We start from the raw sequence: 19,560 nt of genomic DNA on the forward strand, positions 1-19,560 counted from the left end.
CCTAACCCCCCGCCTTATTTCCTCTTACCTTTAAGTTTATATACATATGCCAGCACTTCAGCTACAGCCTGAAACAGATCATTTGGAACGACATCTCCAATTTCTGCTCTTTGGAATAATGCCCGTGCCAGCGGTTTGTTTTCCATAGTCACGACGCCATGTTCTTTAGCCAGCTCCCGTATACGAAGTGCTACATAATCCTGCCCTTTTGCAATAATCTGTGGCGCCTCCATTTTGGAACCATCATATTTTAGCGCAACAGCAAAGTGAGTTGGATTTGTAATAATTACATCCGCGTTAGGAACTTCCTGCATCATACGCTGCATGGCCATTCTGCGTTGGCGTTCCCTGATCTTACCTTTAATTAGAGGGTCACCCTCCATTTTTTTGTATTCATCCTTGATATCCTGCTTAGACATTTTCAGGCTTTTTTCGTGCTCGTACTTCTGATACATAAAATCTAGAAAAGCCATAATTAGCAGGGCAACCCCGATTTTCAAACCAAGACTCATCGTCAGCTTGGCCGCAAACTTAAAAATTCCCTCCGCACTGATATGCGACAGGGATGCAAAGTTCTTCTTTTCTCCCCATAATGTGCTATATACCAGATAAGAAATAATTAGAAGCTTAAATATTGATTTCAGGAATTCTACAAACGAACGCATAGAGAAAATATTTTTGAATCCTTTTATCGGATTAATCTTACTGAATTTAGGAGTAATCCCCTCTCCTGTAGCCATAAAGCCCACCTGCGCCAAGTTGGAAACAAGTGCCATAACAAACGTAATTCCAAGTAATGGAGCTAGCAAAATCAAGATTTGCAAGCCATACTGATTAAATAACAGCGTTATATTCTCAGGCGTAACGTCCAGCATCATCCGATTCTGAAATACGTCCGTGTATAGCTTCATAAAACGCTCTTTCATAAAACCACCAAACATCATCAAGCTAACTACCGCAGCTAGCAATACAACCGCACCAGACAGCTCCGCACTTTTGGCTACTTGGCCTTTTTTACGAGCATCCTGCCGTTTCTTCGGGGTTGCTTTTTCCGTCTTTTCACCGGCGAAGAGTTGAAGATCTAGTCTATAACGCTTCGTCTTAGGCATAATACTCTCCCCTTACGGTCACCTACGGCTTCTTCCCCATGAGACCCAGTAAATTCTCCATGGATTCGAACATGATTTCGAAGAGATTCTGAAACAACACAGCCAGACCTGGCATCAGCACTAAAAGAAGTGCAATACCTATGATGATTTTTAGAGGAACCCCTATAACAAATACATTATATTGCGGAGCCGTTCTCGCTAAAAAAGCAAGACCAACATCGGTCAGAAACAGTGCAGTTACTAATGGAGCCGACATTTGAAAAGCTAATACAAACGACTGCGCAAATGTTCGGACCAGAAACTCTGACAAACTACCATCAACCATGCGTAGAAATAAATCATTATTCATAGGAATCCATTTATAGCTGTACACAATGGCATCTAGTAAATGGTGATGTCCATTCATACTCAAAAACATTAGCAGGGCTATCATATATTTGAAATTACCGAGAATAGGTGCTGACGTTCCTGTCATAGGATCAATGACGTTGGCAATACCGAAGCCAATCTGAATATCAATGAAAGAACCTGCTGTCTGAATCGCCATAAACATCAAATATCCAATGAAACCTAGCAATAAACCTATTAATACTTCTCTCATAATCAGCAAAATATAACTAAAATCCTGCGGAATCGTAATCCCTGTTCCATTAGCACTAAAGACTACCAATGCTACAAAAAAAGATATGCCAATCTTAAAAGTTGTCGGTACCCCTTGAGAAGAAAATACAGGAACGACAACAAAAAAGGCTGTAATTCGACAAAAAATAAGCAAAAAGACGGGTAAACTTTGCAATAAGGTATCCATGTTCATTGGTTAACCAATATACATATAGAGATTGCCTAGAATTTGGCTAGTAAAGTCAATTAGCTTCGTGATGATCCACGGTCCAAATAGCAATAAAGCCAGCAGTACTGCGACGATTTTTGGAACAAACGCTAGCGTCTGTTCCTGAATCTGTGTCGTAGCTTGAAAGATACTGATTATTAGCCCTACCACCAGACCAAGAATCAGCATGGGAGCGCTGACTTCCAGCACTAAATATACGGCTTGGCTTGCTAGACCGATAATAAACTCCGTACTCAATCCTCATGCCTCCTCTTAAGGTCAGGTGTTAAAACTAAGAAGTAGTGATTTAATGACTAAGTACCAGCCGTCTACCAGTACAAAGAGCATAATTTTAAAAGGTAATGAAATCATGACCGGGGGAAGCATCATCATCCCCATGGCCATCAGCGTACTCGCCACAACAATATCAATAATCAGAAATGGAATGAAAATTAAGAAGCCCATTGTAAAAGCTTTTTTCAATTCTCCAATTGCGAAAGCTGGCACCATCACCGTCAGTGGAATATCACTGTATGTAGCCGGTTTAGCCGATCCCGTATAACCGGTATATTTCATAAATAACAAAAGGTCTTTGGAATTGGTCTGTTTAAACATAAATTCTTTCATCGGATCAGCAGCTTTATCAAAAGCCTCAGTCTGGGTAATCGTCCCCTTCATATACGGCTGTAATGCCGTTTCATTCACTTGCGCCAAAGTTGGCGACATAATGAACAGGGTCAGAAACAGAGCAAGCCCTACCAGCACCTGATTCGGAGGCATGGCCTGAGTACCAAGTGAGGTTCTAACAAAACCGAGCACGATTACAATTCTAGTAAAACTGGTCATAAGAACTAGAAACGCCGGAGCAATACTCAGAACCGTAACGAGAAGAAGAATTGATATGGAACTGGTACCACCGCTTGAACCATCTTCATTACCGACCTGAATATTAACATTAGGTATAGGATCAGCATGTATCGGCCGCATCATAACTATACTAATGAACCCGAACAGCAGAATAGCAAGAATTAGCTTCTTTTTCATAAATTCCTCGACTCATCCTTAGTAGCATCATCCCGGAACAGCTCTTCCATTTTCTCTTTACGCTCTGGTGCAGAACGAAGCTTGGATTGCAGTGTCTCGTAAAAAGATGATGTTTCACTAAGCTCGATTTCTTCTGATGGAACCTCCCCACGCAGCTTAACCTTAACCTTGGCAATAAGCGGTGCGAGAAAATTATTCTGGTTGGAGGACTGATCCTCAAATGCTGCAATGATCAAAGCCACCTCATCCGGATCAGTGACTTTATCCAAGATGGATATGTTCTCACCAATCCCGATTAAGTAAAGGCTGCTTCCCAGTTCAATAACCTGCATCGACTTGTTAGGTCCCAGCCCTACAGCACCAAGCGTTCGAATGGAGCGCCCGCTCATAAAGGTCTGATTACGACGTCCAAGAAAACGGATCAGCAGCACAATAAGTACAATGATTACCGCAAGGACAATAATAACGTTAAGCAAATTCAGCAGGGTGTTATTGCTCCCGAGCGGTTCTGAATTGAGGGGCATGTCTTTTTCCTACACACCCAACGTTTTGTTGATAGCTTCGATAACTCGGTCAGCTTGGAAAGGCTTCACAATAAAGTCTTTTGCTCCTGCTTGAATAGCATCGATAACCATAGCCTGCTGGCCCATGGCTGAACACATGATGACCTTAGCAGCCGGATCTACCTTCTTGATTTCTTTCAGGGCGGCGATTCCGTCCATCTCAGGCATAGTTATATCCATCGTGATGAGGTCCGGACGCAGTTCTTTAAATTTCTCTATAGCTTGAGAACCGTCCTGAGCTTCGCCCACTACTTCAAATCCGTTTTTCGACAAAATGTCACGGATCATCATTCTCATAAATGCTGCATCGTCCACGATTAGAATTCGGTTAGCCATTTTTACAAAATCCTCCCTAAGTATGCTTATTGTAATTTCTGAATTCGGTCCCACTGGCTGACGATATCCGTAACGCGTACGCCGAAGTTTTCGTCGATAACTACGACTTCACCTTTGGCAATAAGCTTGTTGTTAACCAAAATATCTACAGGCTCACCGGCGAGCTTGTCCAGCTCAATGATCGAGCCTTGAGACATTTCTAAAATATCTTTAATCTGCTTCTGGGTCCTTCCTAATTCTACGGTTACTCTAAGCGGTATGTCCATCAATAAATTTAAATTGTTTTCATCAATATGACCAAAAGCTCCACCGTTAAGGTTAGCAAATTGTACAGGCTGTACATTTACATTGCGATTCGCTTCAGGACTAAGCGGTGGTGTCTGCCCATAAGGCATGCCTTGAGGCGGCATGCCTTGAGGCGGCATTCCGTAGGGTGGCATCCCTGGCATGCCATACGCCGGCATTCCTGCTGGAGGATAATAATATCCTCCAGTGGGCTGTGAAGGTGCCTGTTGCAATGAAGGAGCTACAGGCGGCGTTTCATGATCTGGAGTCTCTGTTGCCGTAACTGCAGCCTCCTGCGCTGCAGGGCTCACATCACCTAGAAGCATCGTTACCATATCCTTAGCAAACTGAACAGGCAAGAGCTGCATAATGGTAGAGTCGATTAAATCTCCAATCTTAAGTCGGAAAGAAATACGAATTAAGGTTTCGTCAGTTGGCAAGCTGCCTACGCCTTCACCGCTGGACATATTCAGAATGTCGATACCCGGAGGCGAAATATTAACAAATCGATTGAAAATAGTAGACATTGATGTGGCAGAAGAACCCATCATTTGGTTCATAGCTTCCTGAACAGCACTTATATGAATTTCATTCAATTCTTCATCCTTGGGTTCACCTTCTCCACCAAGCATTAAATCAGCGATGACCTGTGCATCCCTAATCTTAATAACAAGTGAATTTATACCTTGAAATCCATCTACATATTCCACGTGTACAGCTACATGTGGTTTAGGAAAAGCCACTTCAAATTCCCCGCGTGTAATGATGGAAACTTGAGGGGTTGTAATATCAACCTTTTTCCCCAGTAATGTGGAAAGAGCTGTCGCTGCACTACCAAACGTTATATTACCGATTTCACCCAAAGCATCCTGTTCAAACGGTGTTAAATAGTCATTTACCGTTTTCTCTGAAGGAGCCAATGAGCCTTCCGCAGATTGTCTCAGAAGGGCGTCGATTTCGTCTTGGGATAAATAATCTTTACTCGTCAAATTCTTCAACTCCTTCACTGACAATCTCGTCTATTTGCACGGCTACCCGGTCTTTCACCATTCCAGGACTTCCGATGAACTTAAGCTTCTCCCCTACCTTAATCGAGAGTCCAGAATCTACATTCCTGTTCAGTGAGATCACGTCACCGACGCTAAGCCCAAGAAACTCAGATATAGATAAGCTCGATTCACCAAGTTCAGCGACAATCGGCAGTTTCGCCTTGTGAACTCTAGCTTTAATAGCTTCAAGTTCATCTGCATCCCGCGTCTTCTTCTCTGTTACAAACCATTGGTGAACAGATAGTCTAGACATTATTGGTTCCAGAACGACGTGCGGTATGCAAAGATTGATCATACCTGTTGTATCTCCAATTTTGGTGCTTAATGAGATTAATGCAATGGTCTCATTGGGCGATACAATTTGCATGAACTGTGGGTTCGTTTCTAGCGCTTCCATGCGCGGATGGATATCAAGCACAGTCTTCCAAGCTTCCTGCAAGCTCTCAAAACATCTGCTGAAGATACGCTCCATAATCGTTGTTTCGATTTCAGTTAAAGCATTAATCTTAGATGGCGCAGTCCCAAAACCGCCCAGCAATCTGTCCAGCATAGCGAAAGCGATGTTTGGATGAACTTCCATTACCATTCGACCTTCTAAAGGTTCGGCTTCAAAAATGTTCAGTATTGTCATTTTCGGAATGGAACGAATGAATTCATCATAAGGGAGCTGCTCTACTTGAACGACATTAATCTGCACAAAGGTGCGTAATTGGGCTGAAAAGTACGTTGTAAGATAGCGTGCGAAATTGTCATGAATCCTTGTAAGACTTCGAATATGATCTTTAGAAAATCGAACAGCCCGTTTAAAGTCATAAGATCGGATCTTCTTCTGAGTTTCTTCCTTTTTAAGTTCATCGGCATCCATCTCACCTGAAGAAAGTGCAGCAAGTAGAGCATCTATTTCGTTTTGTGATAGTACATCAACCAATTCAATCACCCCCCTATCAAAGAATTATCATGCCTGAAGCTACATAGAAGCCAAAAGGTATTTGGTGACTTCGATCTGAGTGATTTTGCCTTCGGTCAATGTCTTATTGATCAGATTAACAAGCTTGCTGCTAAGCTGGTCCTTGCCATTTGCTCCATTAAGCTCCTCAGGTTTGGTATCTGCAAGCGTTTTGATAATAATTGGTTTGATTTTGATCTCTTTTATTTTTTCGAATGCTTCCTTTGATTTCGCAGAATTCAGTTGGAAGGCGAAATCTATTTGAACGATATAATCGGGATCAGCAAGATTTGTTTTGATCTCTGTGATCTCTGCCGTTAATTCGACGATTTCATCTGCAGTTAAATGCTTGGTTTCCACACTTTGAACCGCAGCATTTACATCATTCGTATCTTTTGGAAAGATCTTGTCCATTAATAGAAATGCGGCTATCACGATAAGTGTAATCGCAAGTAAAATCGTAAGTAACCATGGCAGCATCTTCTTCATGTTAGCTCCTCCATTGACTGGACTTTAATGGTGGCAGCATATGTGCCTATGTCCCTGTTATAATCCCGGATCTTCGTAATAACTTCATCCGCTTTTTCAAGCACGATCAGTCTTTTTCCGGTTACCAGCGTAATATATGTATCCGGGCTTTCTTCTACCATTTCTACCAGTAGGGCATTGATCCACATCGGTGTTCCATTTAATCTCGTTACCGATATCATAACAGGCCTCCTAACAAAAATTGGGGGAGGGGGTATCTCCCCCACGACTCCACGTTAACCTTTAAAAAAGATATTAAATTATTGATAAAATTAACGCTTCAGGTTAACTACTTCCTGCAGCACTTCATCAGAAGTCGTAATGATACGGGAGTTCGCCTGGAATCCACGTTGCGACACGATCATTTCTGTGAATTCATTCGTAAGGTCCACATTGGACATTTCGAGTTGACCAGAAATGATCGCCCCAGTGCCATCTTCTGTATTATTCGCTGTAGTCGGAACAAGTTCGCCTTCTGCATTCGCATTAAGTGTCATACGGTATAAATTTCCACCTATTTTTTCCAAACCTGCCGGATTGGTTACCTTGGCTACTCCAATTTGCAAACCCGGTTCAGTCGTTCCATCTTCCATGGTCTGAATAATTGTTCCATCATTGGAAATGGAGAATGCAGTTACTTCTTCAGCCAGTTGAATCAGTCCACCTCCGGAATCTAGTACATGGAGTCCGTCAGAAGTAACAAGGTTACGCGCAGCATCTATGTGGAAATCTCCTGCACGAGTCAAGAAAGGTGTTTCTTGATCTTCTGAAAGCTTCACTAGGAAAAAACCATCTCCGTCAATACGCAAATCTGTCGGATTGTTAGTAGTTTGAGCACTACCAGCTAAATGGAGTGTATCAATAGAAGCGATGCTTACACCCAGTCCGACTTGTTTAGCATTCACACCACCTGCCCCATCGTCACTTGGAGCTGTTACTCCAGAAACGGTTTGGCTCATAATGTCCTTAAACATAACGCGTCCCGATTTAAAGCCAATTGTATTGACATTGGCAATGTTATTACCGATTACATCAAGCTTAGTCTGAAAGCCTCTCATCCCCGAAACCCCTGAATACATAGATCTTAACATAATTGTTGTCCTCCCAGATTATAGAGTCCTAATAACTTACTAAGTGAATTGGGACCACGTCAGTCGGTCAGCGGCCGCCTCGGCTTTCCGTTAGGACCAGCCGATTATGAAATCACAATGGCACTGTCTATTTGTGTAAACACATTATCTTTTATCGAATTACCATCCATAGCGGTTACAACCGTACGATTCGGAACACTTACGATAAATGCCAAGTCCTTCATTAATATCAAGGATTCTTTGCTTCCTTTAGCTGCAGCTTTATCTACAGCAGAAGAAATCTGATCCAGTTGTCTGCTTCCAAGCTCTATTCCTCTTTGTTCAAGACGCTTAGCAGCATGATTGCTGAATTTTAGTAGCTTCTGTTGCAGTACGCTCTCAAAGGTTGCTTCTCCAGGCACAATCTGCTTCGGTATCGAAGAGCGCTGTAACGTTGAGGAATGTAGGGACGCAGGATACAATTGGCCAATAGTTAGCCTGTCACTCATACTGTCTCCCCGCTTCCTCCGCCATTCTCCGGAGTATTACTTTCTGTGCCAGAACCACTTTCTGCAGATGCATTTTGAATTTGTGTAATATCAGTTAAAGCGATTCTGTCTTTCCCAACAACCGCATATTGAATCCCCTTGCTGACAACGATTGATTCAACATTCCCTGTCTTAGGTAAATTTGTGGCAGTATCCGTCCATGTGATATCTTTACCAATCAAGCCGGATACTGAGCCAAGAGACTGATTCATGGATGTAAGCTGTGTAGAGATGTTCATCAGCTGCTCTACAGATGTAAACTGTGCCATTTGAGCAATAAATTCTTTATCTTGCATCGGTTGCATCGGATCTTGATTCTGTAGCTGGGTGATCAATATCTTCAAAAATTGATCCTTCCCCAAGGCAGAACTTCCTGTTGTTTTAGTAGATTCAGGAACTGTATAATTCCACTGGTCTTTGGTAGAAACAGGAGGAGTCGTTGCCGTCATAACCGTTCACCTCTCTTTCACTTCTGATATGTTTAAGCTTTAGCAGAGAAAGATCCACCCTGAAACTGATCTTCTTGCCCTGCGTTTGAAACCCATTCTTTCCATTCACCATTTAACTCTGCTGCTAAAACGGCATCATTAGCTTCCTCGCTGCTTTCTTTAGAGCGTCTACCCTGCTGCCCACTGCCAGAACCAGGTTGGCGTCCTTCTTGACCCCATTGTGAATTGAGTGGGGTATTATTTTGGGTGACTTCCAATTTCTCTACCTGGAGGCCTTGTGATTGTAACGCTGCTCGAAGTTGGTTCATCTGCTGTTCCAGCATATCCTTAGCTCCAGAATGTTCAGTCATAAACTGTGCAACCAGATGACCGTTTTGCATGGTAATCTTAACATCCACTTGTCCGAGATTTTCTGGAAAGAGTGATATCGTAGCTTCAGCTAATCCACCTTTTTGCACAATCTCCAATTTACCTGTAATAAAACTGGTCATTTCCTGTGCAAACTGATGAACAGGTACAGGAGCTACTGGTGCCTCAGTCTTCAGCGGAGCTGTAATTCCTCCCCGAAGAGCTAGTTGACCTGCAGTGACAACCTCATGATCTCCTTCTAAGGTTGAAGTCCCGGATATGGAATCTTGTGATGATTCTCCCAGATTCGTTTCTCCAGCTGCACTGGTCTTAATCAATGGCGTGTTCGTAGGCTCAGCTTCAGGATCTTGAACAGTCCCTGAGGCCACAGGCGAAGTTAGAATTACTTCATTTTTAATTGCAGCAGCTTCTCCAGTACGGTTGCTTAGATTTTGAATGGATTTGTCCGTCGAATTCCCCTTGCTTTCAGTCACTAAAGGTTGTTGTGTAGATACACCAGAATTTTCAGTTAAACTGGAGTTCTTTCCCTTCCCCTTATTAGCGGAGGTCTGTTCTAGTATTGCCGTGAAATTATTTAACAGGCTTATCCCTTTACTAGCAGCTTCTTCGTTCCCACTGACAGCAGCTTCCTGAATCATAGTAACTAAACTGTGCAAATCATCTTGAACAGCAAATCGCAGCGTATCCGCATTCTGAGCTAACGGCGATAAGCTTCCTGCCGACCCCGTTTCAGATGTAGCATTACCCTCAGTTGCTTGACTTCCTGATAAAAGAGCTGATACCTGAAGAAGCCAAGCTTGCAAAGCAGCCAGCATAGCTGGATCGCTATTGATGCTTTCATCTAGATTTTCAACATCAGCAGTTAGCTTCACGATAAGATCAGAATTCTGCGTATCTTGTCCCCCTTGATCTTCTCCAGTTGTCTGCACTTCCTTTAAAAGACCTTGCAATAAAGAGGCTAGATTTCCCAGAAGCGGATCAGTAGCTACCGATGTGGTGTTAGCTGTGTTTCCTCCCATAGTTTGCACTAAAGTCTGCGCGAAAGGTACAGCAGCTGTTGTGCCAGTAGAAGTCGATGAGCTACCACTTGCAGCTGTAGCATTTGCGCTCACAAGCGATTGAACCACTAAACTCATATTATTTTTCACCTCCTTTCAATATTTATTTAGCACCCATCAAACGGTTAACAATCTTCGCGGTTTGCGCACTATCATTTTTAGTCATTTCCCCTAAAATCGAAGAACGAACACTATCACTTACGGTATTCATAATCGTTACTACTTTATCAGGGCTAATCTTATACATTTCTCCTAGTAGAGAAGCTGCATTGGCAGGCGTCATTGAACTAAAGGTTTGGTTCAACTTTTCCTTATCCAGATTTGTACTAGTTTTAGTCGTTTGAGTAGTCCCTGCTTCTTTTTTCAATCTAGATTGAAGAGCAGCAATAGCCATATCACCCGAAGAGGTAGTTTCTTTCAACTTAATCGTCACATCTGCCGCTTTTTGAGGATCCATTTTTTCCAGAATCGCAGTTTTACTCGCTTTATTCATTACGCTGAATATCTGCACCATCTCTTCTGTAGTCAAATTCTCCATAATCGGTGCAGCTTTGGAAGCTTTCATGCCTGCGTACAGCTTCGCCAGATCAGTAACCTGCTTCTGATAAGGGTCTTCTGTTTCCTCACTGTTTACTTCAGCAGCTGCAGCAGCTTCCGTCTTCATTCCCTCAATTTGCGACTCTAGCGCCTGAACCTTGGTATCCTGGGCTGTTTTTTCATCTGTGACCTTCTTCAATTCATCTGCCTGCTGGGCAAGCTGAGCTTTGAGCTCCTTAATCGTTGAGTTTGAGCTCACTTCCTGCTTTTTGCTCTGCTGTTTCGGATCTGCTGGATCTGCCGGTGGATCTGGAACCCACTTTTCCAGTAGAGGAATTTTATTCGCAACCTGAAGCACATTATTACGAATGTCCATATTAAAAAGCATCAACAGTACTCCAAGCAGTACTAGCGTGAAGATAATCGGTATCATTAAAAATAAGAACCGCTCAAATTTCCCCGCTGACCCTTCATTTTCAAGTTCCATATCATTGTTAGCCACTAGCGGAAACCTCCCGGGTTAGAGGGATTTCATCGCGAAGCGGACGGTTGCCATCTCATCCAGTTCGTTTTGTTCCCGTAAAATCATACTTTGCTGAAACTGTGTCTCAGCCTTATCTTTTGCCTTTAACCATACTTTCTCGTCTAACACTTTTGTGCTTAACTGATCTTGTTTCTTCAAGACTTCCTGATGTGCACTTCTAATGTCCCTATGCTTACGGGCAATGCAAATATCCAGGTATTCTACATATTCTTGCATTTCACGAATCTTCGCCACAGGTGTCTTTTGTTCTGCGGCATTTTGTAAAGATAACATAATAGCGCTCCGCTGAAAGGTGAGTTCATCCAGGCTTCTTTCCTGTGCCTGCAATTCTCCAAGTGCGCTTGAGAGCATCCATTCTGCCTGTGTCTTCTCATTGCCCTTCAAGTCAACGACTTTTTGAAAAGTATAATGAAATCTCATGATACTGAATCAACTCCTCGAGAAGTGTGAAATTAAAGACTGTTGAACTTCAGCCAGCGTAACTTTTTCATTCACTCTTTGTTTGGTGAATTCCCATATACTGTCTATATACTCCATCGACTCATCGATTTGAGCATTGGAGCCTCTCTGATACGCTCCGATGTTAATTAAATCTTCTGAATCCTTGTACACGGCCATTAGTCGCTTAACATTCTCTGCTGCGGCGATCTGTTCTTCTGGCGCAATATCCTTCATTACACGACTAATACTGGAAAGCACATCTATTGCTGGAAAATGTCCTTTGTTCGCAATACTTCGATTAAGGACGATATGTCCATCGAGTATTCCTCTCACTGCATCGGCGATTGGCTCATTCATGTCATCACCATCAACCAACACAGTGTAAAAAGCTGTGATAGAGCCCGTAGGACCAGTTCCGGCGCGTTCTAGTAGTTTGGGTAAGCTTGCAAACACCGATGGTGTGTAACCTCTCATAGCTGGCGGTTCCCCGACTGCAAGTCCAACTTCACGTTGAGCCATAGCATAACGAGTGACCGAATCCATCATCAGCATCACATTAAGTCCACGATCCCGAAAATACTCAGCAATCGTAGTAGCAATAAGTGCTCCCTTAATTCGAATTAATGCAGGCTGATCAGATGTAGCGACAATAACGACTGACCTCTGCAAACCCTCAGGTCCCAAATCGCGTTCGATGAAATCCAGTACTTCCCTGCCACGTTCCCCAATCAGAGCGATAACATTAACATCTGCTGATGTATTACGTGCAATCATTCCCATGAGCGTACTTTTGCCGACCCCTGAACCAGCGAAAATCCCCACCCGCTGACCTTTACCAATTGTTAGCAAACCATCTATCGCTCTTACACCGATGCTAATAGGTTCTTGCACTCGCGGTCTATTGAGTGGATTGGACGGAATGTTAAAGGTCGAACTATGTGGCATTCGAGCTGGGATCAGGGAACCATCAAGCGGTTGCCCTAGACCATCCAGTACCTTACCCAGCAATTCTGAACCCACCTGAACACTAAGCGGCTTGCCTGTTCCCACTACATCACAACCAGGTCCAATGGCCTGCAGTTCTCCAAGTGGCATTAATAGCACCTTGTTGTCACGGAAACCAACGACTTCAGCTTGCAGCGGCTTATTTCCTTTAGAAGGATAGATATAGCACACATCACCAATGCTAGCATCAGGTCCTTCCGATTCAACCATAAGACCGATAACCTGCGTCACTTTCCCATTGATCCTCACCGGATCGAGATTACGAAGTTGCTCCTTATAACGGTTACTATCAAGCATCTTCTTCCCCATTTCTCTGCTCATCGATGTCCAGCGCGACTCTAACCAGCTCTTTCTTGATTTCTGCAAGCTGAGTATCAATTCGGGCATCTATGCTGCCAAAGGAGGAGCGGATTACACAACCTTGATCTTTCACAGTCGAGTCAGGCAAGATCTGTAGTTCAGCCTGCGAGTCAACCGCTAATGACAATTCTTCCCTTGCTGCGTTTACGAAAGCGAACTGCGCAGGTGATACACACAGTGAGATCAGCCCCTGCTCACGTTTACGAGCTAGATTCTTCCGAATCAAATCCATTGCAAACTGCGGCTCAACCGTTAACTGTCTATCCACAATTTTCTCCGCAATATCACAGCTTAGCTCAACCAAGAAAGGTTCAGCTTCCTGAATAATGACATCCCTTGCCTTATAGGCTTCAGTTAAAACAGCACGCGCTTCATCCATCATCGCTGCAATTTTGAGCTTCATCTCTTGCTCAGCTTGAGAAACACCTTCTTGATACCCTAGCTGATAAGCATCGGCTTTGACGGCCTCGACCAGATGTTCATCCTGCTCACGCCGCTCGTTCCACCACTCTTCAGCCTCCGCTTTTGAGGATTCAACAATCTGTTCCGCTTCAAGAGAGGCATTCCGTACTTGCTCTTCAGCAAATTCTTGGGCGTCTTTAAGCATTTGCTTACGTGCCACTTCAGCCTCTTCACGAGCGGGATCATGATAGTGAGTCTCGCTTACAGTCTCCTCTGGAACGGGCTCCTCAGTTAGGCCCGCATAGTGCCGGGCCTGCTCCAATCTTTTCAGTACATCAACTGGAACATACTGAGAATGCTTAATCAGCTTAGACAATGATGTCATCTCCTCCGCCACGAGCGATGATAATTTCTCCAGACTCTTCGAGTCTGCGGATCGTACCTACAATACGCGTTTGCGCTTCTTCTACATCACGTAGCCGCACAGGACCCATGTATTCCATTTCTTCTCGGAATGTCTCTGCCATACGTTTGGACATATTCCGGAAAATAACATCTCGTACTTCTTCGCTTGCAACCTTAAGAGCAAGCTGCAGGTCCGCATTATCAATATCACGAATAATACGCTGAATCGAACGATTATCCACATTGACAATATCCTCGAATACGAACATCCGCTTCTTGATTTCCTCGGCGAGCTCTGGATCTTGAATTTCGAGAGAATCCAGAATTGTGCGCTCTGTCCCACGGTCAACTCCATTCAAGATTTGTACGATTGATTCGATACCGCCAGCATTTGTATAATCCTGAGTTACTGTAGCAGAAAGCTTTTGCTCCAGCACTCGTTCAATTTGAGTAATGACCTCCGGAGAGGTGCTGTCCATTACAGCAATTCTTCTAGCCACCTCCGCCTGCTTCTCTTGAGGTAATGAGGAGAGAATAGCTGCGGCTTGTTCGAATTGCAGATAAGACAATACAAGTGCGATAGTCTGGACATTCTCATTCTGGATAAAGTTCAAAATCTGGTTTGGATCAGCCTTGCGTGCAAAATCGAAAGGTCTTACCTGCAAAGTCGCAGTCAGACGGTTAATGACCTCCATTGCTTTTGCGGAACCAAGTGCTTTCTCCAGAATCTCTTTGGCGTAGTTAATACCGCCTTGTGATATATATTCCTGGGCGAGGCATATCTGATGGAACTCAGACATGATCGTCTCTTTTTCACTGCTGTCAACTTTACGGACATTGGCAATTTCAAGAGTTAATTGTTCAATCTCCTCGTCTCTTAAATGTTTGAATATTTGCGCCGATACCTCGGGCCCTAGTGTGATAAGCAGGATCGCGGCCTTTTGACGGCCACTAAGCCCCTGCTGACTAGCCTTTGCCATTAGTTCACCTCTGTTCGTCTGCAAGCCATGTACGCAGCAGATTTACGAATTCGTCTGGCTTTTTCTTGGCCAAACTTTCCAATTGCTTACGAACTTGACTGTCATTCGTCACACTTTCCAAATTAATAGATGGAAATTCGGTAGGAACCTGCAATGGAATGTCTTCATCTTCCTCTTCCACAGTCTTCTTACGACTCCGATAGATTAGATATCCTCCACCTGCTCCAACCAGCAATGCAGCTGCTCCGATAGCCCATAACATCCACGTGGCAAGACCGCCTGGTGTTGTATTAGCAGCGGTTCCGCCAAATTGTTGAGAATACACCGAAACCTTTTTGGTTAAATCAGCGTCTGTATATGTAGTACCTGAATCTGCGAGCGAAGCACGAACAATATTTACCAAAATGTTTTGAATTGCTGCCGATGTAGCAGCGTCCAAAGAATTTTGTCCTGTAGGTGGTTCAACTGCAACATTTATGGTTAAATCTTTAACAGTAAAGGGACTTGCGATAACATCCTTTGTAATTCGGTTTACTTCATAGTTCCTCGTTTCAGAAGATTCTTCCGAAGTAGAAGTATCCGTACCGGCTTGTGAAGGATAGCCCGCTACATCTTGTGAACCAGTGCCTGCCACTCCGCCAGTTGTATTTCCTTGACCCGAATACGAATTACTAATGATTTGTGAACTGATCTCAATCCCCTTCATGTTCTCTGTATCCACAGGGGTTACGAGGTTCTCTTTCCGGTTTTCCTTGTCAAAGTTCAACTTCGAAAATACAAGAACATCAACTTTGTCTGGACCCGTGAGTGTGCTAAGGAATTGTTTCACATCTTTCTTTACTTCTTCTTCGAATTTCTTCTGAAGAGCGAAGTTCTCTTCGACTTGGCTGGAAACTCCAGCTTGTCCACCTTTGGCCGTAGGCATTAACTCGACTTCATTATTAGCAATCGTAATGTTATCGATTGGTAGATTTGGAACAGCCGTCTTTACTAGGTTAAAGTACCCATCAATATTATCTTGGCTGGGTCTGAATCCCGGATTAAATGAAAGCACAACGGATGCAGATGCTTGCTCTTGGTCAGCCTGGGAAGCAAAAACTGTTTCTTTAGGCAGATTAATCAGCACTTTAGCATCCTTAATTCCTTGCATACGTCTCATTAACTGTTCCACTTCACCGTTTAATGCATTATTATACTTCACATTAAACTCACTATCTGTCGTCCCTATCATTGACGAATTTTCATTAAAGACCTTATAACCGATAGAGCCCCCCTGAACAATCCCCTGAGAACCGATATCCACCTTAATTCGAGCCGCTTCTGTGCTTGGCACGGAGATGCTCTTTCCATCTTGGCTTAATCGGTATGAAACACCTGCTGTATCCAAGTAGTTCATTACTCCAGCTGAATCTGTGCTGTCCAAATCTTGAAACGCTACTTCATATTCTGTCTTTGAAAGCTGCATGGTTAATACTACGATTATTATTAGAATGATAAACAATGTTGAAAAAAATAAAATCTTCTGTTTACCACTAAATCTATTCCAATACAGGGTCACCTTCTCCCGATATTGGGCAAATCTTTCATTCACAGTGTCACCCCATCCGGAACTAAGCTAGGAATTAATTAAATTTGAGTTCTCATAATTTCTTGATAGGCTTCTATCACTTTGTTCCGGACTTGTGTAGTCAACTGCAAACTCAGTAAAGCCTGTTGGGAAGAAATCATCACCTCGTCTATGTTCACTTCTCCCAATACAAATTTATTACTCATATCCTTTGCTTGTTGTTCCTGATCTGCTACTTTAGTGAGTGCATTCTCAAGATAAGAACCAAAGCTCTCCATGGCATTAGCAGGAGTGGATGAAACTTCGGTAGATGTTGGTTTCATGGCAAGCTGCTGTACAGCTTGAACCCCATTAGTGATATTCTGTATCAACTGTTTCCCTCCTAAAAGTTTTGTAAGCATATACTTCCTAGAGTCACTTCGTACAAAACTCACTTCGGAAGCGTTCCTTGTGTCAATTACGTTTAGCGCCCAATTTCGAGTGCTTTACTTACCATAGCTTTAGATGCATTCAGCATCGTGACATTGGCTTCATAAGAACGTGATGCAGATAACATATCTACCATTTCTTTGGTAATATCTACGTTTGGCATATAGACATAACCTTCGGCATCCGCATCAGGATGGCTTGGGTTGTAAACTGGCTTTAACGGTGAAGTATCTTCTATAATGGACTGCACCTTTACGCCTTCACTACTACTACCGTTTAATTTCGAATTTAGTATATTCGAGAACTTATTGCTTTCGGTAGCCTCCATAACAACAAGCTTTCGACGGTAAGGAACGGCTTTGCCATCAACCACCGATGCTCTTGTAGTTTCCGCATTGGCCACGTTGGAGGAAATCACGTCCATCCGCAATCGTTGAGCTGTTAATGCTGATGCACTTATCCCAAAACTACTCCCAAAGTTCATGCAATCTTATCCTCCTTGAATTACAGCTCGCATCATCGAAATTTGACTGTTGATCTGCTCGACATAAGAACTATACCTGAGTTGGTTCTCAGCACTTAACGCCATTTCTCGTTCTACATCCACATTGTTGTCGTTATTATTCATCGAGGTAGTTTCATCTGTACTAACGACAGCTGCTGGTACAATTCTGTTGGTACCAAATTGAAAATGTCGGGAGTCCGTTACCTTCGCGTTAAGTGTAGGTTTTATTCCACTTTCTTGTTGCTGAAGGAAACTTTCGAATGAAACATCAGAACGTTTGAAATTTGGCGTATCTTCGTTAGCCACATTATTCGCTAGAACATTTTGTCGTTTGTAGGCAGCATCAATGCCTCCCTGTAATCGTTGAAAACTGACACTATTCAGCAATCCCAAGATAATTCCTCCTTTCAAAGCTATCATAATGAAATGAATTCCACAACTTTCCTTAAAAACCTGCTTGATTTCGACAAATAAAGTATAAAAGTCCTCTATTTATCAGTTTCTACGTCGAACCCTGTCGCAAAGTATAACTTATTAGTATTTTCACATACATTGATTTTCATTTAATTTGTATATTATTACAATAAGAAATAAGCCCTATCTTTTTAAAAAAGACAGGGCTTTTAGCACTTTATTGCTATTTTATTCCTTTTTTAACTTGAAATTATCTTTTTGATTGCATTTTTTTACATTTTTTTACCTATTAATGACACTAAATTGTAATTTTCTAATTCAATATGCCCAAATCCAAAAGAATAAGAATTTGTCGCATTAAAGAATATACTGACTTAGATCACGATCCTGCGCAATACTTGCCAATTTTTCACGCACATACTCTGGTGTAATAACCATAGTGTCCAGCGTCAGCTCAGGTGCTTCAAAAGAAAGATCCTCCAATAACTTCTCCAAAATCGTATGAAGACGCCGAGCACCTATGTTCTCCATATTTTGATTCACTGAAGCAGCTATTTTGGCAATTTCATAAATAGCATCTTTCTGGAACTCCACTTCAATGTCCTCGGTTTTTAACAAATTAACATATTGTTTCGTCAAAGCGTTCTCTGGCTCTGTTAAGATGGAAACAAAATCCTCCAGTGTCAGACTGCTTAGTTCTACGCGAATCGGAAAACGCCCCTGAAGCTCTGGAATCAGATCAGAAGGTTTAGCAACATGAAAAGCCCCGGCAGCCATGAAGAGCACGTAGTCCGTCTTCACAGGACCGTATTTTGTCATGATTGTAGAACCCTCTACAATTGGAAGGATATCTCTTTGCACACCTTCACGTGATACATCAGGGCCCGAACCCTTACCTTGACTTGCAACCTTATCAATCTCATCGATAAAAATAATACCCGATTGTTCAGCGCGTGTCACAGATTCCTGAATGACATCATCCATATCAATCAGTTTGGTTGCTTCATCCTGAATTAGCACTTTACGAGCCTCACGGATAGGAAGCTTGCGTTTCTTCGTCCGCTTTGGAAGCAAGCTGCCAAACATTTCTTGCATATTCATCCCCATCTGGTCGTTCCCTTGCCCTGCAAACATATCCAGCATAGATGGCGCTGTATCCTCAACATCTATTTCAATGATATCTTCTTCCAATTGACCAGCTAGCAGCTTAAATCTAACCCCGCGACGGCGTTCGCTTAAGCTTCCATCTGGTTCGGAATCTTCTTTAGAATCCTCTTGTGAAGAGTTCCCGCCAAAAATCATCTCAAAAGGATTCTTCTGAGATTTATTTTTTGAAGACGTAGGCACTAAAATAGAGACAATCCGCTCATTAGCCAGTTCTTCTGCACGATCCTTCACCTTTTCCGTACGCTCTAACTTCACCATACGAATAGAGGTCTCAACTAAATCACGCACCATAGACTCCACATCTCGCCCTACATAACCCACCTCAGTGAATTTGGTTGCCTCCACTTTGATGAACGGAGCATTAACCAGCTTAGCTAGACGCCGAGCAATCTCAGTTTTCCCTACACCAGTAGGTCCGATCATCAAGATGTTCTTAGGAACAACTTCATCACGCAATTCCTCAGCCAGCAGACTGCGCCGATAACGATTACGAAGGGCAACAGCTACCGATTTCTTAGCTTGTTTCTGACCTACAATATATTTATCCAATTCAGCTACGATTTGACGGGGTGTTAGCGATTGATTCACCATCGTGAATTCCTCCTTGTCTCTATGGCACTG

24 protein-coding genes are annotated in these 19,560 nt (G+C 42.9%); all 24 read right to left on the minus strand.

Going from position 1 to position 19,560, the window contains the following annotated elements; genetic code table 11:
• Positions 1-14 precede the first annotated feature (14 nt).
• The 24 genes from flhB to hslU all read right to left on the minus strand — a co-directional run bounded on the left by flhB (position 15) and on the right by hslU (position 19,530).
• Positions 15-1,109, minus strand: coding sequence for a flagellar biosynthesis protein FlhB (flhB, locus tag NST34_RS20055; RefSeq protein ID WP_042189439.1), 1,095 nt, complete (start codon positions 1,107-1,109; stop codon positions 15-17).
• A 22-nt stretch (positions 1,110-1,131) separates the two neighbouring features.
• Positions 1,132-1,917, minus strand: coding sequence for a flagellar biosynthetic protein FliR (gene fliR, locus NST34_RS20060; protein ID WP_042194135.1), 786 nt, complete (start codon positions 1,915-1,917; stop codon positions 1,132-1,134).
• 9 nt (positions 1,918-1,926) lie between these two features.
• Positions 1,927-2,196, minus strand: coding sequence for a flagellar biosynthesis protein FliQ (gene fliQ / locus NST34_RS20065; protein WP_036688516.1), 270 nt, complete (start codon positions 2,194-2,196; stop codon positions 1,927-1,929).
• 21 nt (positions 2,197-2,217) lie between these two features.
• Positions 2,218-2,982 carry a flagellar type III secretion system pore protein FliP gene (gene fliP, locus NST34_RS20070; RefSeq protein WP_042189441.1) on the minus strand — a complete coding sequence of 255 codons (765 nt, stop codon included), beginning with the start codon at positions 2,980-2,982 and terminating at the stop codon, positions 2,218-2,220.
• Positions 2,979-3,506: a flagellar biosynthetic protein FliO gene (locus NST34_RS20075; RefSeq protein WP_076119560.1), complete on the minus strand. Its 528-nt coding sequence runs from the start codon at positions 3,504-3,506 to the stop codon at positions 2,979-2,981. The genes fliP and NST34_RS20075 overlap by 4 nt, the downstream gene beginning before the upstream one ends.
• 9 nt (positions 3,507-3,515) lie before the next feature.
• Entirely contained in the window at positions 3,516-3,881 is a 366-nt protein-coding gene (locus tag NST34_RS20080) for a response regulator (protein ID WP_036688523.1), read from the minus strand.
• Between the two features lie 26 nt (positions 3,882-3,907).
• Positions 3,908-5,155, minus strand: a complete 1,248-nt coding sequence (gene fliY / locus NST34_RS20085) for a flagellar motor switch phosphatase FliY (RefSeq protein WP_341128639.1) — start codon at positions 5,153-5,155, stop codon at positions 3,908-3,910.
• Entirely contained in the window at positions 5,145-6,143 is a 999-nt protein-coding gene (gene fliM / locus NST34_RS20090) for a flagellar motor switch protein FliM (RefSeq protein ID WP_042189444.1), read from the minus strand. Before fliM ends, fliY begins: the two co-directional genes overlap by 11 nt.
• Before the next feature lie 39 nt (positions 6,144-6,182).
• The gene (locus NST34_RS20095) at positions 6,183-6,650 is read right to left on the minus strand and encodes a flagellar basal body-associated FliL family protein (RefSeq protein ID WP_341128640.1); all 468 of its coding nucleotides are present in this window, start codon (positions 6,648-6,650) and stop codon (positions 6,183-6,185) included.
• Complete coding sequence (locus NST34_RS20100) at positions 6,647-6,871, minus strand: flagellar FlbD family protein (protein WP_042128923.1); 225 nt, start codon at positions 6,869-6,871, stop codon at positions 6,647-6,649. Before NST34_RS20100 ends, NST34_RS20095 begins: the two co-directional genes overlap by 4 nt.
• Positions 6,872-6,961: 90 nt before the next feature.
• Positions 6,962-7,780: a flagellar basal body rod protein FlgG gene (flgG, locus tag NST34_RS20105; RefSeq protein WP_341128641.1), complete on the minus strand. Its 819-nt coding sequence runs from the start codon at positions 7,778-7,780 to the stop codon at positions 6,962-6,964.
• A gap of 104 nt (positions 7,781-7,884) precedes the next feature.
• The gene (locus tag NST34_RS20110; protein ID WP_341128642.1) at positions 7,885-8,268 is read right to left on the minus strand and encodes a TIGR02530 family flagellar biosynthesis protein; all 384 of its coding nucleotides are present in this window, start codon (positions 8,266-8,268) and stop codon (positions 7,885-7,887) included.
• Complete coding sequence (locus NST34_RS20115) at positions 8,265-8,756, minus strand: flagellar hook capping FlgD N-terminal domain-containing protein (protein WP_341128643.1); 492 nt, start codon at positions 8,754-8,756, stop codon at positions 8,265-8,267. The genes NST34_RS20110 and NST34_RS20115 overlap by 4 nt, the downstream gene beginning before the upstream one ends.
• A gap of 32 nt (positions 8,757-8,788) precedes the next feature.
• Positions 8,789-10,261 carry a flagellar hook-length control protein FliK gene (locus NST34_RS20120; protein ID WP_341128644.1) on the minus strand — a complete coding sequence of 491 codons (1,473 nt, stop codon included), beginning with the start codon at positions 10,259-10,261 and terminating at the stop codon, positions 8,789-8,791.
• A gap of 25 nt (positions 10,262-10,286) precedes the next feature.
• Positions 10,287-11,222 (minus strand): MotE family protein, encoded by a 936-nt coding sequence (locus tag NST34_RS20125; protein ID WP_341128645.1) that lies wholly within the window; start codon positions 11,220-11,222, stop codon positions 10,287-10,289.
• 18 nt (positions 11,223-11,240) lie between these two features.
• A complete protein-coding gene (gene fliJ, locus NST34_RS20130) occupies positions 11,241-11,684 on the minus strand; it encodes a flagellar export protein FliJ (protein WP_341128646.1) in 444 nt (147 codons plus the stop codon).
• Between the two features lie 9 nt (positions 11,685-11,693).
• Positions 11,694-13,019, minus strand: coding sequence for a flagellar protein export ATPase FliI (fliI, locus tag NST34_RS20135; protein ID WP_042128931.1), 1,326 nt, complete (start codon positions 13,017-13,019; stop codon positions 11,694-11,696).
• Positions 13,000-13,848, minus strand: coding sequence for a FliH/SctL family protein (locus tag NST34_RS20140; RefSeq protein ID WP_341128647.1), 849 nt, complete (start codon positions 13,846-13,848; stop codon positions 13,000-13,002). Before NST34_RS20140 ends, fliI begins: the two co-directional genes overlap by 20 nt.
• Positions 13,841-14,857 carry a flagellar motor switch protein FliG gene (gene fliG / locus NST34_RS20145; RefSeq protein WP_341128648.1) on the minus strand — a complete coding sequence of 339 codons (1,017 nt, stop codon included), beginning with the start codon at positions 14,855-14,857 and terminating at the stop codon, positions 13,841-13,843. The genes NST34_RS20140 and fliG overlap by 8 nt, the downstream gene beginning before the upstream one ends.
• A 4-nt stretch (positions 14,858-14,861) precedes the next feature.
• The gene (gene fliF, locus NST34_RS20150; RefSeq protein ID WP_341128649.1) at positions 14,862-16,448 is read right to left on the minus strand and encodes a flagellar basal-body MS-ring/collar protein FliF; all 1,587 of its coding nucleotides are present in this window, start codon (positions 16,446-16,448) and stop codon (positions 14,862-14,864) included.
• 35 nt (positions 16,449-16,483) lie between these two features.
• Positions 16,484-16,795, minus strand: coding sequence for a flagellar hook-basal body complex protein FliE (gene fliE, locus NST34_RS20155; protein WP_042189451.1), 312 nt, complete (start codon positions 16,793-16,795; stop codon positions 16,484-16,486).
• 92 nt (positions 16,796-16,887) lie between these two features.
• Positions 16,888-17,337, minus strand: coding sequence for a flagellar basal body rod protein FlgC (gene flgC, locus NST34_RS20160; protein ID WP_042189452.1), 450 nt, complete (start codon positions 17,335-17,337; stop codon positions 16,888-16,890).
• A 6-nt stretch (positions 17,338-17,343) separates the two neighbouring features.
• Positions 17,344-17,751, minus strand: coding sequence for a flagellar basal body rod protein FlgB (flgB, locus tag NST34_RS20165; RefSeq protein WP_094869604.1), 408 nt, complete (start codon positions 17,749-17,751; stop codon positions 17,344-17,346).
• A 378-nt stretch (positions 17,752-18,129) separates the two neighbouring features.
• Positions 18,130-19,530 carry an ATP-dependent protease ATPase subunit HslU gene (gene hslU, locus NST34_RS20170; RefSeq protein WP_341128650.1) on the minus strand — a complete coding sequence of 467 codons (1,401 nt, stop codon included), beginning with the start codon at positions 19,528-19,530 and terminating at the stop codon, positions 18,130-18,132.
• Between the last annotated feature and the right edge of the window lie 30 nt (positions 19,531-19,560).

The sequence above is a fragment of the Paenibacillus sp. FSL H7-0714 genome, assembly GCF_038003765.1.
Lineage (GTDB): Bacteria > Bacillota > Bacilli > Paenibacillales > Paenibacillaceae > Paenibacillus_AQ.